Source organism: Pseudomonas sp. D3-10, from assembly GCF_051132175.1.
In the GTDB taxonomy this organism is placed as follows: Bacteria; Pseudomonadota; Gammaproteobacteria; order Pseudomonadales; family Pseudomonadaceae; genus Aquipseudomonas.
The window spans coordinates 831,069-853,409 of record NZ_CP071668.1; the positions used below are offsets into that span (position 1 = coordinate 831,069).

23 protein-coding genes and 1 other RNA gene are annotated in these 22,341 nt (G+C 58.1%); 10 read left to right on the plus strand and 14 right to left on the minus strand.

The genetic code is table 11. The annotated features are described in order from the left end of the window. Positions 1 to 4: 4 nt before the first annotated feature. Both J3P90_RS03545 and J3P90_RS03550 read right to left on the minus strand, forming a co-directional pair. Positions 5 to 886: an NmrA family NAD(P)-binding protein gene (locus J3P90_RS03545; protein ID WP_434675836.1), complete on the minus strand. Its 882-nt coding sequence runs from the start codon at positions 884 to 886 to the stop codon at positions 5 to 7. Positions 887 to 1,066: 180 nt separating this feature from the next. Beyond that, positions 1,067 to 1,702, minus strand: coding sequence for a glutathione S-transferase family protein (locus J3P90_RS03550; protein WP_434675837.1), 636 nt, complete (start codon positions 1,700 to 1,702; stop codon positions 1,067 to 1,069). Positions 1,703 to 1,859: 157 nt separating this feature from the next. On the opposite strand from J3P90_RS03550, the gene J3P90_RS03555 reads away from it, so the two are divergent. Then, positions 1,860 to 2,294 (plus strand): MarR family winged helix-turn-helix transcriptional regulator, encoded by a 435-nt coding sequence (locus J3P90_RS03555; protein ID WP_434607886.1) that lies wholly within the window; start codon positions 1,860 to 1,862, stop codon positions 2,292 to 2,294. A 66-nt stretch (positions 2,295 to 2,360) separates the two neighbouring features. Continuing rightward, on the plus strand, positions 2,361 to 2,909 hold the full coding sequence (locus J3P90_RS03560) for a nuclear transport factor 2 family protein (RefSeq protein ID WP_434675838.1): 549 nt from the start codon (positions 2,361 to 2,363) through the stop codon (positions 2,907 to 2,909). A gap of 135 nt (positions 2,910 to 3,044) precedes the next feature. On the opposite strand, the gene J3P90_RS03565 is transcribed toward J3P90_RS03560, so the two are convergent. Continuing rightward, on the minus strand, positions 3,045 to 3,587 hold the full coding sequence (locus tag J3P90_RS03565; RefSeq protein ID WP_434675839.1) for a TetR/AcrR family transcriptional regulator: 543 nt from the start codon (positions 3,585 to 3,587) through the stop codon (positions 3,045 to 3,047). A gap of 118 nt (positions 3,588 to 3,705) precedes the next feature. Here J3P90_RS03565 and J3P90_RS03570 point away from each other — a divergent pair, with 118 nt between their 5' ends. From J3P90_RS03570 to J3P90_RS03580, 3 genes are all read left to right on the plus strand, one after another. After that, on the plus strand, positions 3,706 to 4,350 hold the full coding sequence (locus J3P90_RS03570; protein WP_434675840.1) for a glutathione S-transferase: 645 nt from the start codon (positions 3,706 to 3,708) through the stop codon (positions 4,348 to 4,350). 72 nt (positions 4,351 to 4,422) lie between these two features. Next, positions 4,423 to 5,391, plus strand: coding sequence for an alpha/beta fold hydrolase (locus tag J3P90_RS03575; protein WP_434675841.1), 969 nt, complete (start codon positions 4,423 to 4,425; stop codon positions 5,389 to 5,391). A 110-nt stretch (positions 5,392 to 5,501) separates the two neighbouring features. Further along, complete coding sequence (locus J3P90_RS03580; RefSeq protein WP_434675842.1) at positions 5,502 to 6,503, plus strand: quinone oxidoreductase family protein; 1,002 nt, start codon at positions 5,502 to 5,504, stop codon at positions 6,501 to 6,503. Positions 6,504 to 6,625: 122 nt separating this feature from the next. On the opposite strand, the gene J3P90_RS03585 is transcribed toward J3P90_RS03580, so the two are convergent. The 8 genes from J3P90_RS03585 to J3P90_RS03620 all read right to left on the minus strand — a co-directional run bounded on the left by J3P90_RS03585 (position 6,626) and on the right by J3P90_RS03620 (position 15,494). Next, positions 6,626 to 6,826, minus strand: a complete 201-nt coding sequence (locus J3P90_RS03585; protein ID WP_434675843.1) for a hypothetical protein — start codon at positions 6,824 to 6,826, stop codon at positions 6,626 to 6,628. A 171-nt stretch (positions 6,827 to 6,997) separates the two neighbouring features. Beyond that, positions 6,998 to 7,391, minus strand: a transfer-messenger RNA (tmRNA) gene (gene ssrA / locus J3P90_RS03590). A 95-nt stretch (positions 7,392 to 7,486) separates the two neighbouring features. Then, positions 7,487 to 7,768: a hypothetical protein gene (locus J3P90_RS03595; protein WP_420765600.1), complete on the minus strand. Its 282-nt coding sequence runs from the start codon at positions 7,766 to 7,768 to the stop codon at positions 7,487 to 7,489. 128 nt (positions 7,769 to 7,896) lie between these two features. Next, a complete protein-coding gene (locus J3P90_RS03600) occupies positions 7,897 to 10,707 on the minus strand; it encodes an FAD-binding and (Fe-S)-binding domain-containing protein (protein WP_434675844.1) in 2,811 nt (936 codons plus the stop codon). Continuing rightward, positions 10,704 to 11,375 carry a LutC/YkgG family protein gene (locus J3P90_RS03605; RefSeq protein WP_434675845.1) on the minus strand — a complete coding sequence of 224 codons (672 nt, stop codon included), beginning with the start codon at positions 11,373 to 11,375 and terminating at the stop codon, positions 10,704 to 10,706. The genes J3P90_RS03600 and J3P90_RS03605 overlap by 4 nt, the downstream gene beginning before the upstream one ends. Continuing rightward, the gene (locus tag J3P90_RS03610) at positions 11,372 to 12,829 is read right to left on the minus strand and encodes a LutB/LldF family L-lactate oxidation iron-sulfur protein (protein ID WP_434675846.1); all 1,458 of its coding nucleotides are present in this window, start codon (positions 12,827 to 12,829) and stop codon (positions 11,372 to 11,374) included. Before J3P90_RS03610 ends, J3P90_RS03605 begins: the two co-directional genes overlap by 4 nt. Continuing rightward, the gene (locus J3P90_RS03615) at positions 12,826 to 13,650 is read right to left on the minus strand and encodes a (Fe-S)-binding protein (protein WP_434675847.1); all 825 of its coding nucleotides are present in this window, start codon (positions 13,648 to 13,650) and stop codon (positions 12,826 to 12,828) included. The genes J3P90_RS03610 and J3P90_RS03615 overlap by 4 nt, the downstream gene beginning before the upstream one ends. 149 nt (positions 13,651 to 13,799) lie before the next feature. Next, positions 13,800 to 15,494: a lactate permease LctP family transporter gene (locus J3P90_RS03620; protein ID WP_434607855.1), complete on the minus strand. Its 1,695-nt coding sequence runs from the start codon at positions 15,492 to 15,494 to the stop codon at positions 13,800 to 13,802. 264 nt (positions 15,495 to 15,758) lie between these two features. Between J3P90_RS03620 and J3P90_RS03625 the strand changes: the two genes are divergently transcribed. Continuing rightward, entirely contained in the window at positions 15,759 to 16,526 is a 768-nt protein-coding gene (locus tag J3P90_RS03625; protein ID WP_420765594.1) for an FCD domain-containing protein, read from the plus strand. A gap of 120 nt (positions 16,527 to 16,646) precedes the next feature. On the opposite strand, the gene smpB is transcribed toward J3P90_RS03625, so the two are convergent. Next, positions 16,647 to 17,129 (minus strand): SsrA-binding protein SmpB, encoded by a 483-nt coding sequence (smpB, locus tag J3P90_RS03630; protein ID WP_434560725.1) that lies wholly within the window; start codon positions 17,127 to 17,129, stop codon positions 16,647 to 16,649. Between the two features lie 118 nt (positions 17,130 to 17,247). Between smpB and J3P90_RS03635 the strand changes: the two genes are divergently transcribed. From J3P90_RS03635 to J3P90_RS03645, 3 genes are read left to right on the plus strand one after another with little or no spacing between them, the layout of a single operon-like run. After that, positions 17,248 to 18,651 carry a sodium-dependent transporter gene (locus J3P90_RS03635; protein WP_434627872.1) on the plus strand — a complete coding sequence of 468 codons (1,404 nt, stop codon included), beginning with the start codon at positions 17,248 to 17,250 and terminating at the stop codon, positions 18,649 to 18,651. 7 nt (positions 18,652 to 18,658) lie between these two features. Beyond that, positions 18,659 to 19,102, plus strand: coding sequence for a type II toxin-antitoxin system RatA family toxin (locus tag J3P90_RS03640; RefSeq protein WP_420765592.1), 444 nt, complete (start codon positions 18,659 to 18,661; stop codon positions 19,100 to 19,102). After that, positions 19,099 to 19,398 carry an RnfH family protein gene (locus tag J3P90_RS03645; RefSeq protein WP_434675848.1) on the plus strand — a complete coding sequence of 100 codons (300 nt, stop codon included), beginning with the start codon at positions 19,099 to 19,101 and terminating at the stop codon, positions 19,396 to 19,398. The genes J3P90_RS03640 and J3P90_RS03645 overlap by 4 nt, the downstream gene beginning before the upstream one ends. Positions 19,399 to 19,460: 62 nt before the next feature. Here the strand turns inward: J3P90_RS03645 and bamE are convergent, their stop codons facing one another. Further along, positions 19,461 to 19,988, minus strand: a complete 528-nt coding sequence (gene bamE, locus J3P90_RS03650) for an outer membrane protein assembly factor BamE (RefSeq protein WP_039592330.1) — start codon at positions 19,986 to 19,988, stop codon at positions 19,461 to 19,463. A gap of 97 nt (positions 19,989 to 20,085) precedes the next feature. Between bamE and fur the strand changes: the two genes are divergently transcribed. Further along, a complete protein-coding gene (gene fur, locus J3P90_RS03655) occupies positions 20,086 to 20,490 on the plus strand; it encodes a ferric iron uptake transcriptional regulator (protein WP_420765589.1) in 405 nt (134 codons plus the stop codon). 77 nt (positions 20,491 to 20,567) lie between these two features. On the opposite strand, the gene recN is transcribed toward fur, so the two are convergent. Next, the gene (gene recN, locus J3P90_RS03660) at positions 20,568 to 22,241 is read right to left on the minus strand and encodes a DNA repair protein RecN (RefSeq protein ID WP_420765588.1); all 1,674 of its coding nucleotides are present in this window, start codon (positions 22,239 to 22,241) and stop codon (positions 20,568 to 20,570) included. Between the last annotated feature and the right edge of the window lie 100 nt (positions 22,242 to 22,341).

Consider the following 22,341-nt stretch of genomic DNA (forward strand, 5'->3'; position numbering starts at 1 on the left):
GGTTTTATCTGCTGAACAGATCCTTGTGTAAGGTCACGAACGCTTGAACAGTCATCGGTGGCTGTCCCGTGATTTCGCCAATAATGGAATCCTCACCGGCGAACACACCCTGCTGGTAGTCCTTGGCAACTTCCAGCAGATGCTGAATGAGGAAAGGCTGTAAGCCGTCGCTCTGCAACTCCTGGCGGTACTGATCCAGTGTTATCGCCACGTATTTGATGTCACGACCTAATACTCTGCCGACTTCGTCAGCTACGGCCTGTTGGTTCAGTTCCACCGGACCGTACAACGGGTACGTCCTGCCCTTGTGGGGCTGCGGGTTTTCCAGGATGGCAGCGATCAGCCGAGCCTGATCCTCTGCTGCGATCGGCGCGTGACGACCTGAACCAAACGGCAGGCGAATCTCGCTGTGTTCAACAATGTGTTTTCGCCAGTGCGGGTAGATCAGCCATTGTGCAAAGTAAGTGGGCCGCAAGTGGGTCATATCCAGGCCCGACCAGTCAAACACTCGCTCGGCTGTGTAGTGGTTGAGGGCTGCGTGACTCTTGGCCACGCGACGTGCCGAAATTTGAGACATGTTTACAACTGACTCTACCCCGGCTTCTCTAGCAGCGAGAGCGAAGTGGGCAGTCGCTTCGATCAAGCCAGGTGCGATTGGGTAAACGAAATAAGCTCGCTTGATGCCTTCAAGCGCTGCTCGAACTGCGTTCAAGTCCAGCAGGTCTGCGACCCCAACATCGGCACCCAGTTGGCGCAATCTGTCCGCTCGTTCATCGTTCGTGCGGACCAGCGCACGTACCGCGTATTTTTTCTCACGCAATATCTCAACGGTTCTCCGGCCGGTAAAACCGCTGGCGCCGGTAATGAGGATAGTGGGGCTCGTCATCGTTTTCTCTCTCTTAGGTTCCAACCGAATATGTCGCTGGAAATTATTATTGCTGTAATATAATTAGATTATGACAATAATCATTGTCAACGAATAATTCAGCTCGGGGAAATCAGCGGTACCTTAGGGGGGAGGTGGCGTTGTTGCAGGAGGCGAAAATCAAGACATGGCGCTGAACGATTATTTTCGCAACGACGGCGCAGATTCAAACGCCTGCAAACCCAGCCTCACTGCGGGCCGGGTTTCTATCAACGCCAGCCAGCGTGTCATACGGGGCAGTTTTTCCCAGTCAACTTGGCCGTGCACCGATCTTGCAAACGTAAACGCCGAAATATCGGCCATTGAGAAGAAGTCGCCCGCCATGTACTCGCCTTCAAGGAAAGCTTCCGCCATCAGCAGGTGCTCCAGCGCTCTTCGATCCAGTGGCGCAGAGGCGTCTTGTTGCCCTGTCTGGCGCAGGAAAAAAGCGCTGTGGCTAGGAGCGATAACATCCGTAACGAAGAAATAAAACCGGTCATAAACCCTATATCGTTGAGCGCTCGGTCTTTCGGGCGACAGCCGACCAGGCGCCTGCTCGTCAGCGTATTGAATAATTGCGTTCGATTGATTGATGACTAGGGTGGGGGAAACGCTGTGATCGGCAAACGTCGGAACCTTACCTAACGGGTTAAGCGCCAGATATTCCGGGGCACGCTGATCGCCCGAGCGCAGATCAAGGCACCTCGGGGTAAATTCTATGCCCGCTTCAGCAAGGGCGATCGCAGCTCGAATGCTGTTTCCCGTTGACGCGCCGTAGAGTTCTCGTGTTTCGGACATAAATTTCCAGCCTCGTAAATTAGGTTTGCGAATGCCGCGAACACGGGCGATCTGGGGCCGTTGCGACAGTTTTACCGACCTTTATGAGTTTCGTTGGCACCGCGCAAGTCTCGGTGTCTCAATATTTGTACTTGACTGGTGTGTATATGCACATATTATGGGCGTCATGAAAAGCCCCCATGACGCCGACCTTTGTCATTGTCTCGCCGCAAGACGCCATGCGCGTCTGCTCACCCGCCTCTACGACCGGCATCTGGCTGCTGCGAGCCTCACTGTCTCGCAATTTTCCGTTCTTGCACTGATCAATGAACATCCCGGGATCATGATCGCCGAACTGGCGGAGGTGATGGTCATGGAACGAACGACGTTGGTTCGGGCATTGAAGCCGCTGCAGAGCGAAGGTTATGTCGCTAGCCATGCCGAAGGGCCGCGATCTGCCATCAGACTCTCGCTGTCAGCGCAAGGACGAGCGAAGTTCAAGGAGGCTGAACCTCATTGGAAAGCTGCGCAGCTTGAGCGTGAGGATCAAATCGGTGAGGCCGCAGCTGTGCAGATTCGTAACTCGCTTCTTGAGCAAACCGGTGGCAAATGAAATTTTTTTTGCTCGTCATATGTGCAATTGCACATATAGTTTCCTACCTGAAATGAGGAAGTACTCATGAAAGCTTTTCCGAGAATTTCGTCCCAGAGTGGCGTCGATACAGCGGAGCGAATCAGCGCGATCGACTTCGTGAACAGGGTCAATTGGTGGTTTGAGACTTGGGATGTTGAGGCCATGGTCGATGCATTTCTACCGGACGCCGTCGCCTACCACTTCCATGGCACCATTCGTGGGCACGATGAGATCCGACAGTTTTTCGAGAAGGACTACCCATACCTGATCCCAGGGGTCAGCCGACACGCTACCAATCACATCGTTGATGTCGATGAGGATGGAGTAGTGGTGCGATATCAGAATTTGCTTGTGCGCTACGCCACGCCAGCGTTGGCAGCGATGCTGGGAGATGGGCAGGCCATCGATAGTCCCGGTGATTTGCCAGGCATCTGGCTGTACTCGCCCATGATGGATCGCTTGCGTCGAACTGAACACGGCTGGAAAATCTTCGAACGATTCATAGGCGGTTCAACCATCAACACAGAGCTCAACCCACCGACAACTGATCCTGCTGAACTTGCCGCGTATATGCCTCAGCTAAAGCAAGCGTAACAATCATCGTCGAACTGGAGATGATGCCGGCGTCGTTAGTCACCTGATCGATTTTCATTGCGGTACCTGCAGCGATTGCTCGCGTCGCTGCAGGGATGGCGCCTCAATCAAGGCGTGTCGACAAAACAGCGAACCTTAAGGCAATAGACCTGCCGAGCGATACGTCTCGATTGTCTTGTCAAAAACGCTAATGTCATCACGCCCCCGAGCGATCAACTGAGCTCCTTCCACCGCCGCATAGATCGCCAGTGCCTGATGTTGTCGTTCCTCGAGGCTCAACTGTGGCCGGCAAACAGACAAGACTTCCGTCAACCAGCGCACATTCAGTTCGGTAAAGCCGTCGACCTCTGTCCTCACCTCTGGTGGTAAGTCATCGTATTCGGCAGCCATGATCCCGCACAGGCACATGCGATTGTCATTGACCAGTGCCATGCGAAATACGTCGGTGTAACCCTTCATCCACGCATTCAGATCTTCGGAATGGGCGCGTAGACCATCAAGGTACTCAAGACCATCCTCGGTGTAACGTTTGGCCAAAGCCGCACCCAAGTCACCTTTGGTAGGGAAGTGGTAGTGAATGCTCGCGCTCTTGATGCCGACCTCTTTGGCCAGTTCACGAAAGCTCAAGCCGTTGTAGCCTCGGGTCTGCACCATTTTTCGGGCAGCCGCCATGATCATTTCTCGCGTATCCGTCGTCACAACTTTACCTTTCTATCGATAGATAGACGTTGACAGTGAAAATACTCTTGCCGTAGCTTATACCTATCGATAGGTAGATAGATAGTATGGAGCTCGTATGAAGATTTTTGATATTCCTGGTTTTCCTAACCCGCTGCGCATTCGTATCGTTCTGGCCGAAAAAGGCCTGGGCTCGCAAATAGAGTTCATCAAGATCGACCTGCCCGCAGCGGAACACAAGCAACCCGCGTTCCTGGCGATCAACCCTCTGGGGACCGTCCCAGTTCTGCAATTGGATGACGGCACCAACATTTCCGAATGTACCGCAATCACCGAGTATCTGGACAATCTGGACGGCAACCCGATTCTCACCGGCAAGACGCCGAAGGAAAAGGCCATTATCCACATGATGCAAAAGCGCGCGGAGTCCGAGCTGGCGGATCCGGTCGGCTATTACTTCCACCACGCCACGCCGGGGCTCGGTGCCGCACTTCAGCCATACAAGAGTCCTGAATGGGAAGGTCGTATCGAATGGGGTAACCGTCAACGCAACAAAGCGGTGGCTGGGATGCACTACTTCGATCAGGTGTTGCGTAGCCAGCCCTATATCGCTGGCGAGCATTTTTCCATGGCCGACATCACGGTATTTGCCGGGCTGATTTTCGCCGGTTTCGCGAGTATTGCCATTCCCGATCAATGCAGCGCGCTGTTGGCATGGCAGACAAACGTGCAGCAACGTCCAAGTGTAAAAAATCCGGCCTGATCCTGCTCCGTCCCGACCGGCAATCAGTCAGGACGGACCCTAAACCAACTCGTCTTTGTCAGGTATTTCTACATGACCGTTCTCAACACCCGATGGGCGTTGCGCCATACCCTGGCCATCGTCGCGCTGACGGCTACGTGCTCGACACTGACCGTTCAGGCAAGCACCACCCCCGCAGACAAAGCTGCTCAAAGCTACACCCATCAAACCGCTCCTACGCGGTTCATCGAAGTCGACGGCGTGCGCCTGGCATATCGTCGCTTCGGCAAACCCAGTGGCGTGCCACTGGTATTTCTCCAGCATTTCGTTGGCAACCTGGACAGCTGGGATCCTAAAGTCATCGACGGTTTTGCCCGTGATCGGGAAATTATCCTCTTCGACAATGCCGGCGTCGCCAGTTCCGGCGGTGAAGTGCCGAACACTATCGAAGGCATGGCCAAATATGCCGCCGGCCTGCTCCAGGCACTGAACGTGAAAAAGGCTGACTTGCTGGGCTTTTCCATGGGCAGTCTGATCGCACAGCAAGTGACGCTTGATCATCCGAACCTCGTACGTCGCCTGATTCTGGTTGGCTCATCACCTCGCGGTGGAGTTGGTATGGAATCGCTGACGCCGGAATTCCAGGGCTATCTGGCAAAAAAACGAGCCGTACCGGATGAACTGCTGCTGGACGTTTTCTTTACCCAGACCGCTGAAAGCCAGGCCGCCGGACATGAGTTCCTTACCCGTCTGCGCTCACGTAAGGTCAATCGCGATGTCGATGTCGATAGCAAGACTGCACCCGCACAAGCAGCCGCCATCGCGGCCTGGGGAGTACCGGCCGACAACGCCGATGATTATCTGAAAGGCATCAAGCAACCGACGTTAATAGTCGCCGGTAGCCATGACATTATCTTCTATACGGCCAATGACGTGACCTTGCAGCAGACTTTGCCCAACGCCCAACTGGTGATCTACCCGGATTCAAACCATGGCGCGATCTATCAATACCCGGATCTGTTTTTGAGACACGCCACGCTGTTTCTCAATGGGGTGAAATAGCCGAAACAATGCTGTGGCGATTTGCTCGGCAGCACATACCGCGCCTCCGATCAGCCTCCAAGTCAGGCCTGCGTTCACAGATCTGACGTGCTAAGAATCCAGGACCTCAGATGATGAAAGCGATTCAGTTCCGTAGCTTCGGCGGGCCCGAAGTACTCGACTACGTCGACTTGCCAACGCCCACGCCGGGGGCCGGAGAGGTGTTGATAGACACCTCTGCGATCGGGGTGAATTTTCCAGATATTCGTGAGCGGTTGGGCATGTATAACCGGCCCGAAACACGCGTTGGAGGTGTCACGCTGCCGCATGTCGCCGGACTTCAGGTCGTCGGACGCGTTTCGCAAAGAGGGGAGGGCGTTGACCCTGGCATTGTCGGGCGCAAGGTCATGGCCTTGATGCCTAAAGGCGCATACGCACAACAGGCTATTGCTCGTGCTGACATGCTGGTAACGCTGGATGAGTCAGCAAACGACGTCGCCATGGCGGGTTTACCTTGTCAGGGAGTGACTGCGTTTCTAGCTCTACGCACATGCGCGCATTTACAGTCTGGTGAAAGCGTTTTGATTCAGGGCGCCGCCGGGGGGGTTGGCAGTCTGGCTGTGCAGATTGCTAAAGCCATGGGCGCAAAGACGGTTTTCGGTACGGCCAGCACTGAAAGCCGACGCGCATTCGTGCGCGGTCTTGGGGCCGACTATGCCATTAGCTACGACACTCCTCAGTGGCTGGAACGCGTGCTTGAGCTGACCGAGGGGCGTGGAGTTGATGTGATCCTCGAAACCATCGGCAGCGAGGTATTCGATCAGAACTTTGAGTGTCTCGCCATGCTGGGACGTTGTGTGGTGGTGGGCTCCACGCGGGGGCCAGGCAAGGCGTTGCCGCCTCGTCGGTTGATGGCCAAAGCGCAAACCTTGGCCGGCATGTACCTGCCGGCATTCTTCCAGCGCCCAACATTGATTCGCGAGGCTTTGCAGTTCCTCGCTGATGGCGTTACAGATGGATTGATCAGACCAGTCATTGGCGCGACGTTACCCTTGAGCGAAACGGGGCTGGCGCACGCGTTATTGGAGCGAAGGGAAGTTCAAGGCGTCATTGTGCTGGACCCGAACCTCTAATATTGGAACGTCGATTCCCCCGAATTTTCCTGTGGGCTGGTGTCGCGAGAACGTCCGGGGCGGCCATGTTACGTCAGCTGATATTTACTATCGATTCATCACTGTCGCTGGCAAGGAATGTTTTATCGGGAGGGCCGGCGTTCCTCATAAACCAACCACTCTGCTACTTCATGGTTTTGCGCCGTCTTTGCACGTGTTTCGCGGCCTAAGAACGCTCGCGCAACAGAACCGTCCTCGCTCTGTATCAAACCTTGTTCGTCGTACAGGCGATAGGGCTTGTCCTGAGGCTTTGCGTTGCGGCAGTTGGTGTCTTTCAGGGGCATTGGGGGCACATCCTCTCCGAGCGAGCTGATGAGCGTTTTATGCCCCATAGATGCCCCGTCAACCGTGGGATGTCCTGGGACCAGGTGGGAAAACGCGGGCAAGAAGAAAGCCGTAAAGCTTTGATTTCTATAGGCTTTACGGCTTTTCTGGGTCTTCCTGGGAAGACAAAATGGTGGAGCCGGGGGGATTTGAACCCCCGTCCGCCAGTACTCCGCTGTCGGTACTACATGCTTAGCCGTGTCTATTGAGTTAACCCGCAGCGACCCGACGGGCAGGGTGCTTTGGGCGAGTTGTGTAAGTTTTAGCCGCTTCGTCCACAACGTACTGCACGGCGATTCCGTTCTATATGACAATCACTTTGGGTTTACGGACATCCCCTGGTGATTGCTGGACCCGAAGGTACCAGAAGGGAAGGGCTAAGGCTGCTTACGCAGCGAGAGCGTATTCCCCGTAGGTTTCGTCATTGGCAACTATAGGAAGTTGCAACAGTGGATTTACGAGTTCTGTTACCAACTCGGCATGCACCTAAAGTTTCGCAACCGGCGTCGAATCCTAAACGGCCCCGAACCTGGCACTCCGTGAATCTCTGGAGCGACAGGCCTGCGTAGTGTACGCCAATCGAGCGAGCAGGCCAACCCGAAGGTTGGCCTGCTCATCGATCACTTGTTGGTGCCGTCAGAGGTTTTTCTGATTTCCAGGATGGTCCGATCGGTTTCGGCGACACAATCGTCAACTTTCCCTTCAGCCTTGAGCGCCTTTGCCTTCGCCACGCTGGTTTCCACACGGCCCTGTAAGTCGGGTGAAGACTGATACTGCGTCTTGGCGTTCTCGATGGTTTGGATATTGGTGTCACACTGGCTGTCCGGCTTACTTGCTGCGAACGAACCGGTTGCCAACATTGAGGCGGTAACGAACAGACCTAACAGTGCAGAACGCTTCATATCTATCTCCTTGAACTGAGGATCCAGACTTGGCTGGCCGTCAGGACGGATGACCGAATGGAGGGAAAGCCCCGATCTTCGGGGCTTGTTCTGTGGACTACCGTCTCGCTCAAGGGTTCTATTTTTCTTCACGTCACCCTGGCACGGGTCACTCGATCAACCAGGTAGACGAGGCCGTGGTAGTCGATTGCGCCATGCTGCGTAAGACCGATCTCACAGGTCCGGCTGGTGGAAATTCCCTCGCTGCAATGTTGTACCGCATCCTTCAAGGTGCGTAATGAGTGGGCGTTCAGTTCCGGCGTGGTGAAACCTTTGTCACCGGCAAAACCGCAGCAATGGATGCCTTCAGGTATGACCACGTTTTTGCTGCACCTGCGCGCCAAGTCAATCAACGCCTGGCTTTCACCGAGGTGTTGGGTGCTACACGTGACATGCACTGCGATAGGCGCCTCCTGTGGCATGAAGTCGAGGCGATCCATCAAGTGCGTGCGAATGAAGCGCACCGGGTCGTAGAGATCCAGACGTACGTCGCCCAAGTCCTGGACCAGGCGCAGGGTGCAGGGGCTGGTGTCGCAGTAGATCGGGTCGAGCCCGCCCCGGCTGGCCTGCAGCAACGCGCCGATCAGTTCCTGGCGTTTCTGCTCGGCTTGGTCGGCGTAACCTTTGGACGCAAAGGGCTGGCCGCAGCAAAGGCTGTCCACATTGTCCGGGATGACAACTTGATAGCCGGCCTTTTCCAACAGGCCACGAGTCTTGTCATGCAGCGACATTTGTTCCTTGTCCCCTGCCGCAGGCCCCATGACTCGCGACACGCAGGCCGCCAGATAAACCACTCTGGGTCGTTCGTCCGACACGGCGGGACTGAATCGAATGGCCCTTTCCGGCTGCGGCATGGCGTGGGTCCACTGTGGGACCTGGCCTTTGGACAAGCGTGTCAGTCCTGCGGACAAACGCGCCAGCCTCGGCGCCCCCAAGAGCATCCGCGCACCATTGGCAACATGCAGGGTAAAGCGCGCCCCTTGCAATGCGGTTGTGAAATTACTCGCAAGCCAGTCGGCGGTTTTCGTACGCGTCGCGTCGCGTCCGCGGAGCTTTTTAACCAGTTCGCCGGTATTGATGCCTACAGGGCAGCGTTGGGCGCACAGCCCGGTGGCGGCGCAGGTGTCGATGCCCTGGTATTGATAGGCCGCTTCGAGCTGCGAAGTGTCCATGCCATCGCGTTTTTTCGCCTGTATGTCCCGCCAGATCACGATGCGCTGGCGCGGGCTCAGGGTCAGGTCCTTGGACGGACACACCGGCTCGCAGAAGCCGCATTCGATGCACTTGTCCACAATCTCATCGGCGGCTGGCAAGGGTTTGAGGTGCTTGAGATGAATCTGTGGGTCTTCGCTGAGCACCACATCCGGGTTGAGAATGCCGTTGGGGTCGAGCAGGCGTTTGAGTTGCCACATCAGTTGATAGGCGTCGCTGCCCCATTCCAGCTCGACGAACGGCGCCATGTTGCGGCCGGTGCCGTGCTCGGCTTTCAGTGAGCCGCCAAACTCCACCGCCACCAGGTGCGCCACGTCATCCATGAACGCCTGGTACCGTGCGACTTCTTCGGTATTGTTGAAGCCCTGGGTGAAGACGAAGTGCAGATTGCCCTCCAGCGCGTGTCCGAAAAGGATCGCTTCGTCGTAGTGATGTTTGTCGAACAGCGCGATCAGGCGATTCACGCCGATAGCCAGTTGTTCGACCGGGAAGGTCACGTCTTCAATGATCACAGTGGTCCCGGTCTTGCGAACCGCGCCCACGGCGGGGAAGGTGTCCTTGCGGATCGCCCAGAGGCGAGCGTTTTCCCGTGGGTCTTCGGTGAAGTCGACCTGCTTTTCCACCGGGAAGCCGGCCAATGAGGCCATGATCCGTGCCAGCTGTTCTTGCAGCAATGATGACGAAGCCGCGCGGGATTCGATCAGCAGGGCGCAGGCATTGTTCGACAAATGCTGTACGAAATCCGGCATGCCGGGTTTGTCCTGTACCGAGCGCAGGCTGCGGCGGTCCAGGAGCTCGACGGCGGAAACCGGCTGGCTTTTCAACACGGTGACGGCGTTGCAGCAGGTTTCCACGTCCGGGAATACGATCAGCGCTGACGCTTTGTTCGGGTGATCGATGACGGTGTTGTAGGTCACCGCGCTGATGAAGCCGAGGGTGCCTTCGGAGCCCACCAGCAGGTGGCTCAAGATATCCACAGGCTCGTCGAAATCCACCAAGGCGTTGAGCGACAGGCCGGTGGTATTTTTCAGACGGTATTTGTGGCGAATTCGGGCGGCTAGTTCCGTGTTGGCGCGGGTCTCGCGGCCGAGGGTCGCCAGTCGTTCCAACAGTTCACCGTGGCTCGTCCGGAAGGCCGCCACGCTGGCGGCGTCTTCGGTGTCCAGGCGCGTGCCGTCGGCCAGGACCAGGCGGATGCCGGCCAGGGTGTGATAGGTATTCTGTGCGGTGCCGCAGCACATGCCGCTGGCGTTGTTGGCGACGATACCACCAATCTTGCAGGCATTGATCGACGCTGGGTCCGGGCCGATCTTGCGCCCGAACGGGGCGAGCCAGGCGTTGGCCTGGGCGCCGATCACGCCGGGTTGCAAACGAATCTGCGTGCCCTGCTGGCGAATCTCGCGACCGTTCCAGTTATCCCCCAACACAATCAGCACCGAGTCGCTGATGGCCTGGCCGGACAGGCTGGTGCCGGCCGCGCGGAACGTGACGGGAACGCGATCACGCTGGGCCAGTTTCAGCATAGCAATCACCTCGTCTTCGGATTCGACGCGTACCACCAGTTTCGGAACCAGCCGATAGAAACTGGCGTCGGTGCCGAACGCCAAGGTCGATAGCGGGTCGTCGAAACGTCGCTGCTGCGGGATCAGCTGTAGGACATCGCGCAGGAAAGGGGCCGGAAGTGTCATTGGTCCTCCAGAATCAGCACCACCAGATCCTTCGGGCCATGGGCGCCATAGGCCAGGACTTGCTCGATGTCGGCGGTTTTCGACGGACCCGATACCAGCAGGGCGTTGGTGGGCATGCCCTGGGCCCACTCGAATTCCTGTTGCACTTCATAGAAGTTGTCGCGGATCTCGCTGGCCTTGAGCAAGGCGAAATGCACCGGTGGGACGAGGCTCATCAGTCGCGGTTCTTCCCGCGTCGGCCACAAAATCAGGCTGCCGGTCGCGGCGATGGCACCCAGGGTGCCGGTCAGGCTGGCGGGGGTTTCGTTGAACAGTTCGGCTTTCCATTCTTCCACAGGCCGATCGTAGAACTTGAGAGCAGGCAGGTCCGGATTGTTCGCCCAGAACTGTGCGATTTTTTGCCCGTGAGGCGTCGTCGGGGCGATCAGCAGGCTCGGCAGTTGGCGGTCCCGCAGCAGTTGCGCCAGCAGCGCCGGCCAGTTCTCACCGGAGGTCAGGTGGATCTCGGTGTGTACCGCCTCCATCAGCTTGCGCAATTGCGGGATGCGTTCTTCGGGTGCGTAGCGGTAGGTCTGCGTCACCAATTCGACGTCATAGTTGTCGGCAACCGGAGTTGTGCCTGTGAGGCTTTTACGCAGTTTGGCGAGGATATTTTCCTTGGCGCTCATCGGCGGTCTTCCTGCGGGTTCAGGTGGTCGCGGGCCAGGTCATGCAGCGAGCGGGCGGCGGGTTTCGGGGCGCTGTGGTTCTGGGTCCAAGGCCCGACGTTCTGCGGTGTCAGGGCGCGCAGGCGCGTGGCGAAGAACGCGAACAACCGGTACAACCGTGGCGAGCTGTTGAGCCGGGCCCAGGCATTCCAGATGAACCGTTCCTTGGCCGAGTATTTGCTGCCCTGGCCGCGCATCACCGGGTTAGGGCTATCCGGTGCCTTGACGTTTTCCTCTCGCAGCCGCCGCAACAGGGCCGGGATCGGAATCTTCACCGGACACACTTCGCCACAGGCGCCGCACAACGAGGAGGCGCTTGGGTGATCCGGCACCTTCGCCAATCCGACCATGTGCGGCGTGATGATTTTTCCGATAGGCCCCGGGTAGACCTCACCGTAGGCATGCCCGCCAATTCGGGTGTAGACCGGGCAATGATTCATACAGGCGCCGCAGCGGATGCAATTCAGGGTCTGGCGCAGTTCGCTGTCGGCAAACGCCTGGCTGCGACCGTTATCCAGCAGGACCAGGTGGACTTCCTGAGGCCCGTCCAACTCATCGGCCTTGCGTGGCCCGGAGATCATGTTGACGTAGGTGGTGATCGGCTGACCCAGGGCCGAGCGGGTCAGCAGCGAAAGCAGCGGAACGACGTCCCGCAGGTTTTCCACGACTTTTTCGATGCCGGTCACGGCAATGTGCACCGGCGGCACCGTAGTGGACATCCGCCCGTTGCCTTCGTTTTCCACCAGCAGCAGCGTGCCGGTTTCGGCGACGGCAAAATTGACGCCCGAAACGCCGATGTCGGCTTCGAAAAATTTCTGCCGCAAGACCTTGCGACCGATCTGAATGAGTTGGTCAACGTCCTTGGTGTACTCCACGCCAAGTTTGTCGTGGAACAAGGACGCGACCTGACCGGCATTCTTGTGGATCGCCGGCATAATGATGTGGGAAGGCTTCTCATGGTCGAGCTGGACGATGTATTCCCCCATGTCGGATTCGAGACACTCAATGTCCCGAGCCTCGAGGAAATGGTTCATCTCCATCTCTTCGCTGACCATCGATTTGCCCTTGATCACTTGCCGCGCCTCGTGAGCGCGGATGATCGAAAGAACGATGCCGTTGGCTTCGTCCACCGTTTCCGCCCAGTGCACTTTCACACCGTTGCGGGTCAGGTTGCTTTCAAGTTGCTCGAGCAGGTCGGGCAGCTTGGATAACGCGCGGGCCCGGACAGCGTTGCCGAGCACTCGCAAATGTTCTCTTTCGTGGGCATCGCTGAAAGACGTTGCCCGTTTTGTCATCAGTGAATCCATCGCGCTGCGAAAGTTGTTTCGCAGTTGCGTGTCGTCCAGAGCCTTGTGGGCGCGGGCGCGAAAATCTTCCTGCACCTCAACGGTCGGAATCAGCGTCGGCGTGCTCATGCGGCACCTCCGGTTCGCTGCCAGAGGAAGCTTGCCAAGTGTTGGCCGCGCAACGCTTCCTGCTGTTTTTCCAAGGCGCCGTTGATGTTCATCAAGCACCCGCAGTCGGCGCTGACGACCTGGTGCGCGCCGGATTCCTTCAGCGCTCGGGTCTTGTCGGCCACCATCGCGCCGGAAATATCCGGCATGCGAACGCTGAACGTCCCACCAAAACCACAGCATTCACTCTCATGGCTGTGGTCGACTCGCTCCACATTGCGCAGCTGGGCCAACAACGCACGGCCGTGCAGGTGGGTGTTCATTTCCCGTCGTGCCGAGCAGGACGTATGCAGCGCGACCTTCACTGGCGTGCCACTGTCGTTCAATTGCACCTTGCAAACGAACAGCAGAAACTCCGCCAATTCATAGGTCCTGGCGGCCAGCGCCTGGACCTGCTTGAGCATTTGCGGCTCGTCCTTGAACAGGTCGGCATAATGCTCGCGCAGCATGCCGGCACATGAGCCCGACGGCACGACCACCGGGTAATCCTCGGCGAATGACGCCAATTGCGCCCGCGCCACTGTCCGCGCCTGTTCCGTGTAACCCGACGTGTAGGCCGGTTGCCCACAACAGGTCTGGCCCTGTGGGTAGTCCACCCGGATTCCTTCGCGCTCGAGGAGATGAATCGCATCCATCCCGGCTTCGGGGTAGAACAGGTCGACCACGCATGTCCCGAAGAGGAAGACCCGAGCAGGTTTCTCGCTGGGGTACTGCCGGGGCTCGGGCAATGGCGGGGCGACACGGGTCGCGTTCGGCACGGCGTTATAAAAAAGCTCGCTCATCAGGCGTGTCTCCGGGTGGTCCCGGTTATCCGTCTGCTGAGGCTGCTGAATATAGAGGGGAAATCTTTCAGCAGCCTTGCAGACCCGGTTGTGAATAGCGGACGACGATTACGGTTCGGCGTCGGTTTTTTCAGTGCTTCGTGTAGTACTCAGTGAACCAGCATGCCGGTGAACCAGTAGGCCTGAGCCAGCGTGATCAGGCCAACGATCGTTGCAAAGAATAGGCTGTGTTTCAGGGTGAAACGGAACAGATCGGATTCTTTGCCAACCAGCCCGGTCGCTGCGCACGCCACGGCGATCGATTGTGGCGAAATCATCTTGCCGGTCACGCCGCCGCTGGTATTGGCCGCCACCAGCAAGGTGTCGTTGACGCCGATCTGGTGCGCGGTGGTCGCTTGCAGCGAACCGAACAGCGCGTTGGACGAGGTATCGGAGCCGGTCAGGAACACGCCCAGCCAACCGAGGAACGGCGAGAAGAACGGGAACGCTGCGCCAGTGCCAGCCAATACCAGGGCCATGGTCGACGACATCCCCGAGAAATTGGTGACGAAGGCGAAGGCCAGCACCATGCCGATGGACAGGATCGGCCAGCGCAACTCAAAAAGCGTCTCTTTAAAAGTGGTAAGACCAGTTCTGAAATCGATTTTCAACACCAGCATCGAGATCAACGCGGAAAAGAAAATCGCTGTGCCGGTCGCCGAAATCGGATCGAGCTTGAATACCGCCGGGATGGCGGTCGGGTTGACCACGATTGGCGCGGACTTAATCACCAACTGGTCCAGGTGCGGGATCGCGAAGTTGAACACCCAACCGTACATCGAGCCGCCAGGGGCGAACATTGCCTTGAATGGCTTCAGCGTCCAGATCGTCACCAGCACGGTGAGGATCAGAAAAGGCGACCACGCCTTGATGATTTCTCCCAGGCTGTAGGGCGACGCCACGGTGCTGCGAGGCTGGCCGAAACCACCGGCGCTGGCGGTGATGGCTGCGCTGGACGTTGCGCCGGCGATCTGGGCGCCTGCGGTGCGCTTGGGCTGCCAGATTTTCAGGAACAACGTCAGCGAGACCAGGCTGGCCAGGGCCGAGGTGATGTCTGGCAGTTCCGGCCCGATGAAGTTCGAGGTGAGGTACTGAGTGATGGCGAAACTCAAGCCTGCCACCAGTGCCGCCGGCCAGGTTTCTCGCACGCCGCGCAGGCCATCCATCATGAATACCAGCCAGAACGGCACGAACAGCGACAGCAATGGCAGCTGTCGGCCGGTCATGGCGCCGATCTTGAACGCATCGATGCCGGTGACTTGGCCTGCCACGATTATCGGGATGCCCAGCGCGCCGAATGCCACCGGGGCGGTATTGGCGATCAGGCACAGGCCCGCGGCATAGAGGGGATTGAAGCCCAGGCCCACCAGCAATGCGGCGGTAATCGCGACGGGCGCGCCGAAGCCGGCGGCACCTTCCAGGAAGGCGCCAAAGCAGAAGCCGATCAGCAGCACCTGAAGGCGCTGGTCGTCGGTGATCGACAGCACCGAGCTGCGGATCACTTCGAACTGGCCGCTCTTGACGGTCAGCTTGTAGAGAAATACCGCGGCAACGATGATCCAGGCGATAGGCCACAACCCATACGCAAAACCATAACCCGCCGCCGCGAACGCCATGTCCGCCGGCATCTGGAATGCAAAAATCGCGACCGCGATCGCCAGCGCCAGGGTGATGCTGCCGGCCACGTGCCCCTTGAGGCGAAACACCGCCAGGGCAAGGAAGAAAAATACGATTGGAATGACGGCCGCGAGTGCGGACAGGCCTAGGCTGCCGAGCGGACTGTAAAGCTGTTGCCAGGTTTGCATATTGGGTGAGCCCCTAATTGTTTTTGGTCAGGCACTGGTCAGCGGCTTTGGATAATTGGTAATACCAATTTACAAGCGCTGTCGGCTAGGGTAAAAGCCTTGGTTGTCATGTGTCAATTTGTCGCCCGGAAACTTTCGTCGCATAACACCCAGCCGATGGCATCCGCCCCGTCGGCATCCGTGGTTTTTGATAGGTGTGGAAGGGGCTCGGATGGGCCAGAATAGAGAGCCCGGCGAGCTGTCGGGTCCGTGGAGAGTCGAGTTATGGGGTTTGATCAGATTCGTCAGCGCCGTTTGTCTGACGATATTGTCGAGCGGCTTGAAGGCATGATCCTTGAGGGCACGTTGAAATCCGGCGAGCGGTTGCCGGCCGAGCGGACCCTGGCCGAGCAGTTCGGCGTGTCACGTCCTTCGTTGCGTGAAGCGATCCAGAAACTGACGGCCAAGGGCTTGCTGATCAGTCGCCAGGGCGGCGGCAACTATGTTGTGGAGTCGCTGGGCTCGACGTTCAGTGATCCGCTGCTGCACCTCTTGGAAAGCAACCCCGAAGCGCAGCGCGACCTCCTTGAGTTCCGGCATACCCTGGAAGCGTCCTGCGCTTATTACGCAGCACTTCGGGCCACGGAGGTCGATCGGGAGCGGCTGACGACAGCCTTTGAAGCGTTGCAGGATTGTTATTCGCGCCACGAGGACGTGAGCCGGGCAGAGGAGGGCGCGGCAGATGCGCGTTTTCACCTGGCGATCGCCGAGGCCAGCCATAACGCTGTCTTACTGCATACGATCCGAGGATTGTTCGACCTGCTCAAGCGCAATGTGGTGACCAATATCGGCGGCATGTACAAGCAGCGCAGCGAGACGCGCGACATGCTGATCAGCCAGCATCGGGAGCTTTATCAAGCCATCATGGACGGGCACGCCGAGTTGGCGCGGGAAGTGTCCAGCCGACACATCTTGTACGTGCAGGAAGTCTTGGAAGAGGTGCGTCAGGAAGTGCAGCGGGTGGCGCGAGCGGAGCGGCGCAAGGGCATCTGATCGAGCTTGCGAACCTTTTGGGAGCGAGCTTGCTCGCGATGGCGGCCTATTCGACACATCTACAGTCGATGTGACGACGCTATCGCAATCAAGCACGCACCCACGGTCGCTCCGGGCTGGCTACTCTTCCTTGCCCTTGTTGCGCACCGCACGTTGCAATTCGCGACCGGCATCGCGCTCGCGTTCGGTATCACGCTTGTCGTATTCCTTCTTGCCCTTGCCCAGCGCGATCTCGCACTTGATCAAGTGCTTGCTCCAGTACAGCGATGTACAGACGCAGGCATAACCCTTCTGCTGCACGGAAGCGAAGAGCTTCTCCAGCTCGCGCTTGTTGAGCAGCAGCTTGCGCGAGCGCACAGGGTCGGCGATGACGTGGGTGCTGGCGGTGGTCAGCGGCGTGATATGACTGCCCAGCAGCCATGCTTCGCCGTCCTTGAGCAAGACATAACTGTCGACCAGTTGCGCCTTGCCGGCACGCAAGCTCTTTACTTCCCAACCGGCCAGGACCATGCCAGCCTCGAAACGTTGTTCGATGAAGTAATCGTGTCGCGCCTTTTTGTTTTGCGCGATGGTCCCTGTGGGGTGTTTCTTCTGTTTAGCCATAGGGGCGGCATTATAGGCAGTTGCGTGCGTGTCGGCTACGGTGAACCTGTGTGCTTGAGCAGGTTGCATGAATCCCGGACAATGCGGCCTCTTTTTTGAACGCTTGGGCGTGATCACGATGTCGACAGACAAGGTTTCTGTCCACGGCAGTTGGGCTAGCCGCTGGGTCTTCATATTCGCCGCGACCGGTTCGGCCGTCGGGCTGGGTAGTATCTGGAAGTTTCCGTACATGGTCGGTGTCTATGGCGGCGGCGCCTTCGTGCTGATGTTCCTGGCGTGCATCGCGCTGATCGGTGCGCCGGTGATGTTGGCTGAGACGCTTATCGGTCGTCGCGCCCGGCAAAGTCCGGCCAATGCCCTGAAAGTGCTGGCGGTGGAGGCGGGGCATTCGTCGAAGTGGTCCTGGGGCGCATTCGCCGGGATGATCACGGCGCTGCTGATCCTGTCGTTCTATAGCGTGGTCGGTGGCTGGTCGCTGGACTACATCATCGACATGGGGCGCGGCGACTTCCAGAACGCAACGCCCGATCAGGTTGGCGCCTACTTTGGGAGCGTGATTGCCGATCCCTGGAGGCTGACGCTCTGGCACACGCTGTTCATGGTGCTTTCCGCCGTCGTGATTGCCCGTGGTGTCGTCGCGGGCCTTGAGCGCAGCCTGCGAATCATGATGCCGCTGCTGTTCGTGATGATCCTGGTGCTGCTGGGCTACAGCATGACCACGGGGCACTTCATGGAGGGCGTGCATTTCATGTTCGATTTCCAGCCAGAAAAAGTCATGGATGGACTGTTGCCGGCCATGGGGCACGCTTTTTTCTCTCTGAGCGTGGGGGTCGGTTCGATCATGATCTACGGCGCCTACATGCCCAAGAGCGCCTCTCTCACCAAGACAGTCGTCGGCGTTGCGCTGCTGGACACCTTCGTGTCGTTGTTGGCTGGGGTGGCATTGTTTCCCATTGTGTTCGCTGCTGGCCTGAACCCTAGCGAGGGGCCGGGGCTGATGTTCGTCAGCCTGCCATTTGCCTTCGGCAGCATGGCGTTCGGCCAAGTGATGGGCGTGGTGTTTTTTGTCCTGGTGGCGATTGCCGCCTGGAGTTCGGCCATTTCCTTGCTAGAGCCGATGGTGGCTTATCTGGTTGAGCGGACTCGCCTCAGTCGTGCCTGGGTGACTTTCTGGCTGGCTTTCACTTGCTGGTTCGTGGGGCTGGGTACGGTTTTTTCCTTCAATATATGGAAGCAGGCAAAGTTTTTCGTGAACGAAGGCGACCTGTTCCACCTCTATCAGTGGGGAGCAACCGGAGGGTTGGATTTCTTCGGTGTGATTGATTTTTTCACGTCGCGGATCATGTTGCCCTTGGGCGGTTTGTGTTTCGTGGTGTTTGCAGGGTGGATCATGGGGCGTGAAGCCGTGCGCGATGAGCTGTCGCTACGCAGTCCTGTATTGTTCGCCTTGAGTCTGTTCTTGATGCGCTATGTGGCGCCCATTGGCATTCTTGTAGTGTTTGCCACCCAGCTGTGGAAGTGACGCTTACATGACGACACATATTCAACGCTCGGCCCTCCTGCCCTATCCGGCCCAGGCGCTGTACGACTTGGTCAACGACGTGGCGAGTTACCCGCAATTCCTGCCCTGGTGCTCGTCCGCCGAGGTGCTCGAAAGCTCCGAAACCCATATGCGCGCGAGCCTCAATGTCGCCAAGGGCGGGTTGAGCCAGCACTTTGTCACTCGTAACACCTTGGTGCCGGGCCAGTCCATCGAGATGAACCTTGAGGAAGGGCCTTTCAATCAGCTCCATGGCGTCTGGGTGTTCAAGGCGCTGGGTGAGAAAGCCTGCAAGATCAGCCTGGACCTGTCGTTCGATTACGCCGGGCCGCTGGTGCGGGCGACGTTAGGCCCGTTGTTCAATCAGGCGGCCAACACCCTGGTCGACGCTTTTTGCCAGCGTGCCAAGCAGAATGCCGAGCTCAAGCGTTGATTGAGATAGAAGTGGTGTATGCCGGTGTCGATCGTCAGGTATTGCGACGATTCGCCGTCAAGGAAGGGACGTCCGTTCGTGCTGCCCTGATGGCGTCGGGTATCGCTGCGGATTTTCCGGAGCTGGATTTGACGACGAGTCCGATCGGGATTTTTGGTCGGGTGGTTGCTGATCCGGACCGGCAGCTGGTGCAGCCAGCCGACCGGCTTGAGATTTACCGGCCATTGTTGGCTGATCCCAAGGAAATTCGTCGCCTGCGGGCGGCCAAGGCAGCCCAGGCTCGTCGAACTGAGTAAAAAACTGGCTTGTATTGCAGGCAATAAAAAACCCGGCATGCCGGGTTTTTTATTGTCGCGATTTATTGCGGCGAGGTGTCCAGAGGTTCTGGCGTCGGGACAGGTACGGTCTCGACGTTGTCCACGTCCTTCTGGATCTGATCCAGCAGCGAACCTGGCTTGGCCGGTTTTTCCGGTTTCGGCTGTTCGGTGTTCTGGGTCGGGTCGGTGACCGTGGTGCCGCTATCCTTGCCCATGATGGCCTCGTCGCGGCTCACGCCGGGCATGAAATCTCCCGACAAGCTGACGAGTTGATCATTGGCATTGAAAATAACGCTGATGCGTTCCTGCTGCCGCTCGCCGCCGCCTGGCTGCAAGCTGTACAGGTAATCCCAGCGATCGGCATGAAACGTGTCGGTCAACAGAGGGTTGCCCATGATAAACCGTACTTGCCGGCGGGTCATTCCCGGGCGTAACTGGTCTATCATGTCCTGCGTGACGACATTGCCCTGCTGGATGTCGATTTTGTAAACCCCGGGGAATGAACAACCGGCGAGTGCGAGCAGTCCCACGAAGGTGAAACTGGTTAGCAAGAGCTTGGTGTTTTGCATCGGTGGGCGACTTCCACTATCTTGGCTGGGACAACGTAAACACCGATCATACCCGCATTAAGAGAAGCTGCGAAGCAGCATCGCGAGAAAGCTGACCATGGTTGAAAATAGCGAACTACGCAAAGCCGGCCTCAAAGTGACCCTGCCAAGGGTCAAGATTCTGCAAATGCTCGACTCTGCCGAGCAGCGCCACATGAGTGCCGAAGACGTCTATAAGGCGCTCATGGAAGCTGGCGAGGATGTCGGTCTGGCCACGGTCTACCGTGTCTTGACTCAATTCGAAGCTGCCGGGCTGGTCGCTCGTCATAACTTCGATGGCGGTCATGCTGTCTTTGAATTGGCTGACGGGGAGCACCATGACCATATGGTGGATGTTGAGACCCGTGAAGTCATCGAATTCATCAGCCCTGAAATCGAGCAACTGCAAAAGGCTATTGCTGAGGAGTATGGCTTCGAGCTGATCGATCACCATCTCGTCCTGCATGTGCGCAAGCGCAAATAAGCTTGTGACGTGGGCTCAGGCCCTCAGAACAAAAGAAGGCGACCCTCGGGTCGCCTTCTTTTTTTCAACGGCCTATGTCAGGTTTTCGCCGCAACCACCATTTTTTTAGCGTGGGCCAAGGATTCCTTGGTCAGGTCTATTCCTCCGAGCATCCGAGCGACTTCTTCCACGCGTTCATTTTTGTTGAGTTTGGACACTGCGGTACGAGTGGCGTCTTCGCCGCGCACCTTGTGGACAAATAGATGTTGGTGTCCCTGGGCGGCAACCTGGGGCAGGTGAGTGACCGTCAGGACCTGTCCACGCTCGCCCAATCTGCGCAGCAACTGGCCGACAATTTCCGCCGTAGGGCCGCCAATGCCGACATCCACCTCGTCGAACACCAGCGTTGGCACCCGCGATGTCTGCGCTGTGATCACCTGGATGGCCAGACTGATACGCGACAGCTCGCCGCCGGAAGCCACTTTTGCCAATGCCTTAAGGGGTTGCCCGGGGTTGGCGCTGACCAGCAGTTCCACTTGCTCCAGCCCGTTAGGCTGAAGATCATCACCGCCGTTAGGGTGCAGTTCGATGGTGAATCGGCCCCCTGGCATGCCCAGGCGCTGGATCTCCTGTTCTACCGCGCTCGCCAAGCCCGTTGCGGCTTGTCGGCGCAATTCGCTGAGCTCCTTGGCCTTTTCCTGGTAATGGCGCGCAAAGGACGCCAGTTCATCCCCGAGCCGCTCGATGGATTCATCATTGGCGTTCAGGCTTTCCAGTTCCTCCAGCAGCCGTTGCTGCAGTTCGACGACATCGGTTGGCTGGACGCGATGCTTGCGGGCCAGCGTATAGATAGTGTCCAGGCGCTCTTCCAGAAACTGGAGGCGTGCCGGGTCGGCATCGAAATGATCAAGGAAACGGTTCAACTCCCCGACGGCTTCTTCGACCTGGATCTGGGCGCTGGTCAGCAGGTTGCTCGCTTCGCCCAGGGCTCCCACGGCATTGCTGACGCTGGAAAGTCGGTTGATGCTTGCGGTCAGCGCACTGAGCACATTGCCGGAATCACTTTCGCTGCATTGCTCGACCACTTGCCGACAGACACCGAGGAGTGCCTCGGCATTGGTCAGGTTCTTGTGCTCCTGCTCAAGTTCCTCCAGCTCGTTTTCGCCCAGGGCCAGGTTTTCCAGCTCTTCAAGCTGGTAGCTCAACAGTTGGTGGCGGGCCCGTTGTTCATCGCCTGAGTTGGAAAGTCGATCCAGTTCCTGCCGGGTCTGTCGCCAGCGTTGGGCGGCCAATTGAACCTGGCGGGCCAGGTCGGTGGCACCCGCGTACTCGTCGAGCAAGCGACGATGGGTGTCGGTCTTGAGCAGCGATTGGTGTTCATGCTGGCTGTGAATATCGATCAGCAGTTCGCCGAGTGCCTTGAGGTCGCCGAGGGGGCAAGGGGTGCCGTTGATATAGCCTCGGGAGCGGCCTTCGGCGGTGATGACCCGGCGCAGGATGCACAGCCCATCGGTGTCCAGGTCGCGCTCGGCCAGCCAGGCGCTGGCTTCGGGGATGTCGACGAGGTCGAATGTCGCCAGGATGTCGGCCTTTTCCGCACCGGGACGTACCACGCCGCTGTCAGCGCGGTCGCCAAGTGTCAGTCCCAGGGCGTCGAGCATGATCGATTTGCCGGCACCGGTTTCACCGGTAATCACGCTCATGCCTCGATCGAGTTCGAGGTCGAGATGTTCGACGATGGCGTAGTTGTGTACGGACAGGTGCACCAGCATAAGGCCGCTCCCAGGCATTAGGTCTGGTTATTTATACAGTGTTTTGTTTCGCACTGACAATGCCTGCGCTTAGCTCGATTTGCTTGGACCAACAGATTCC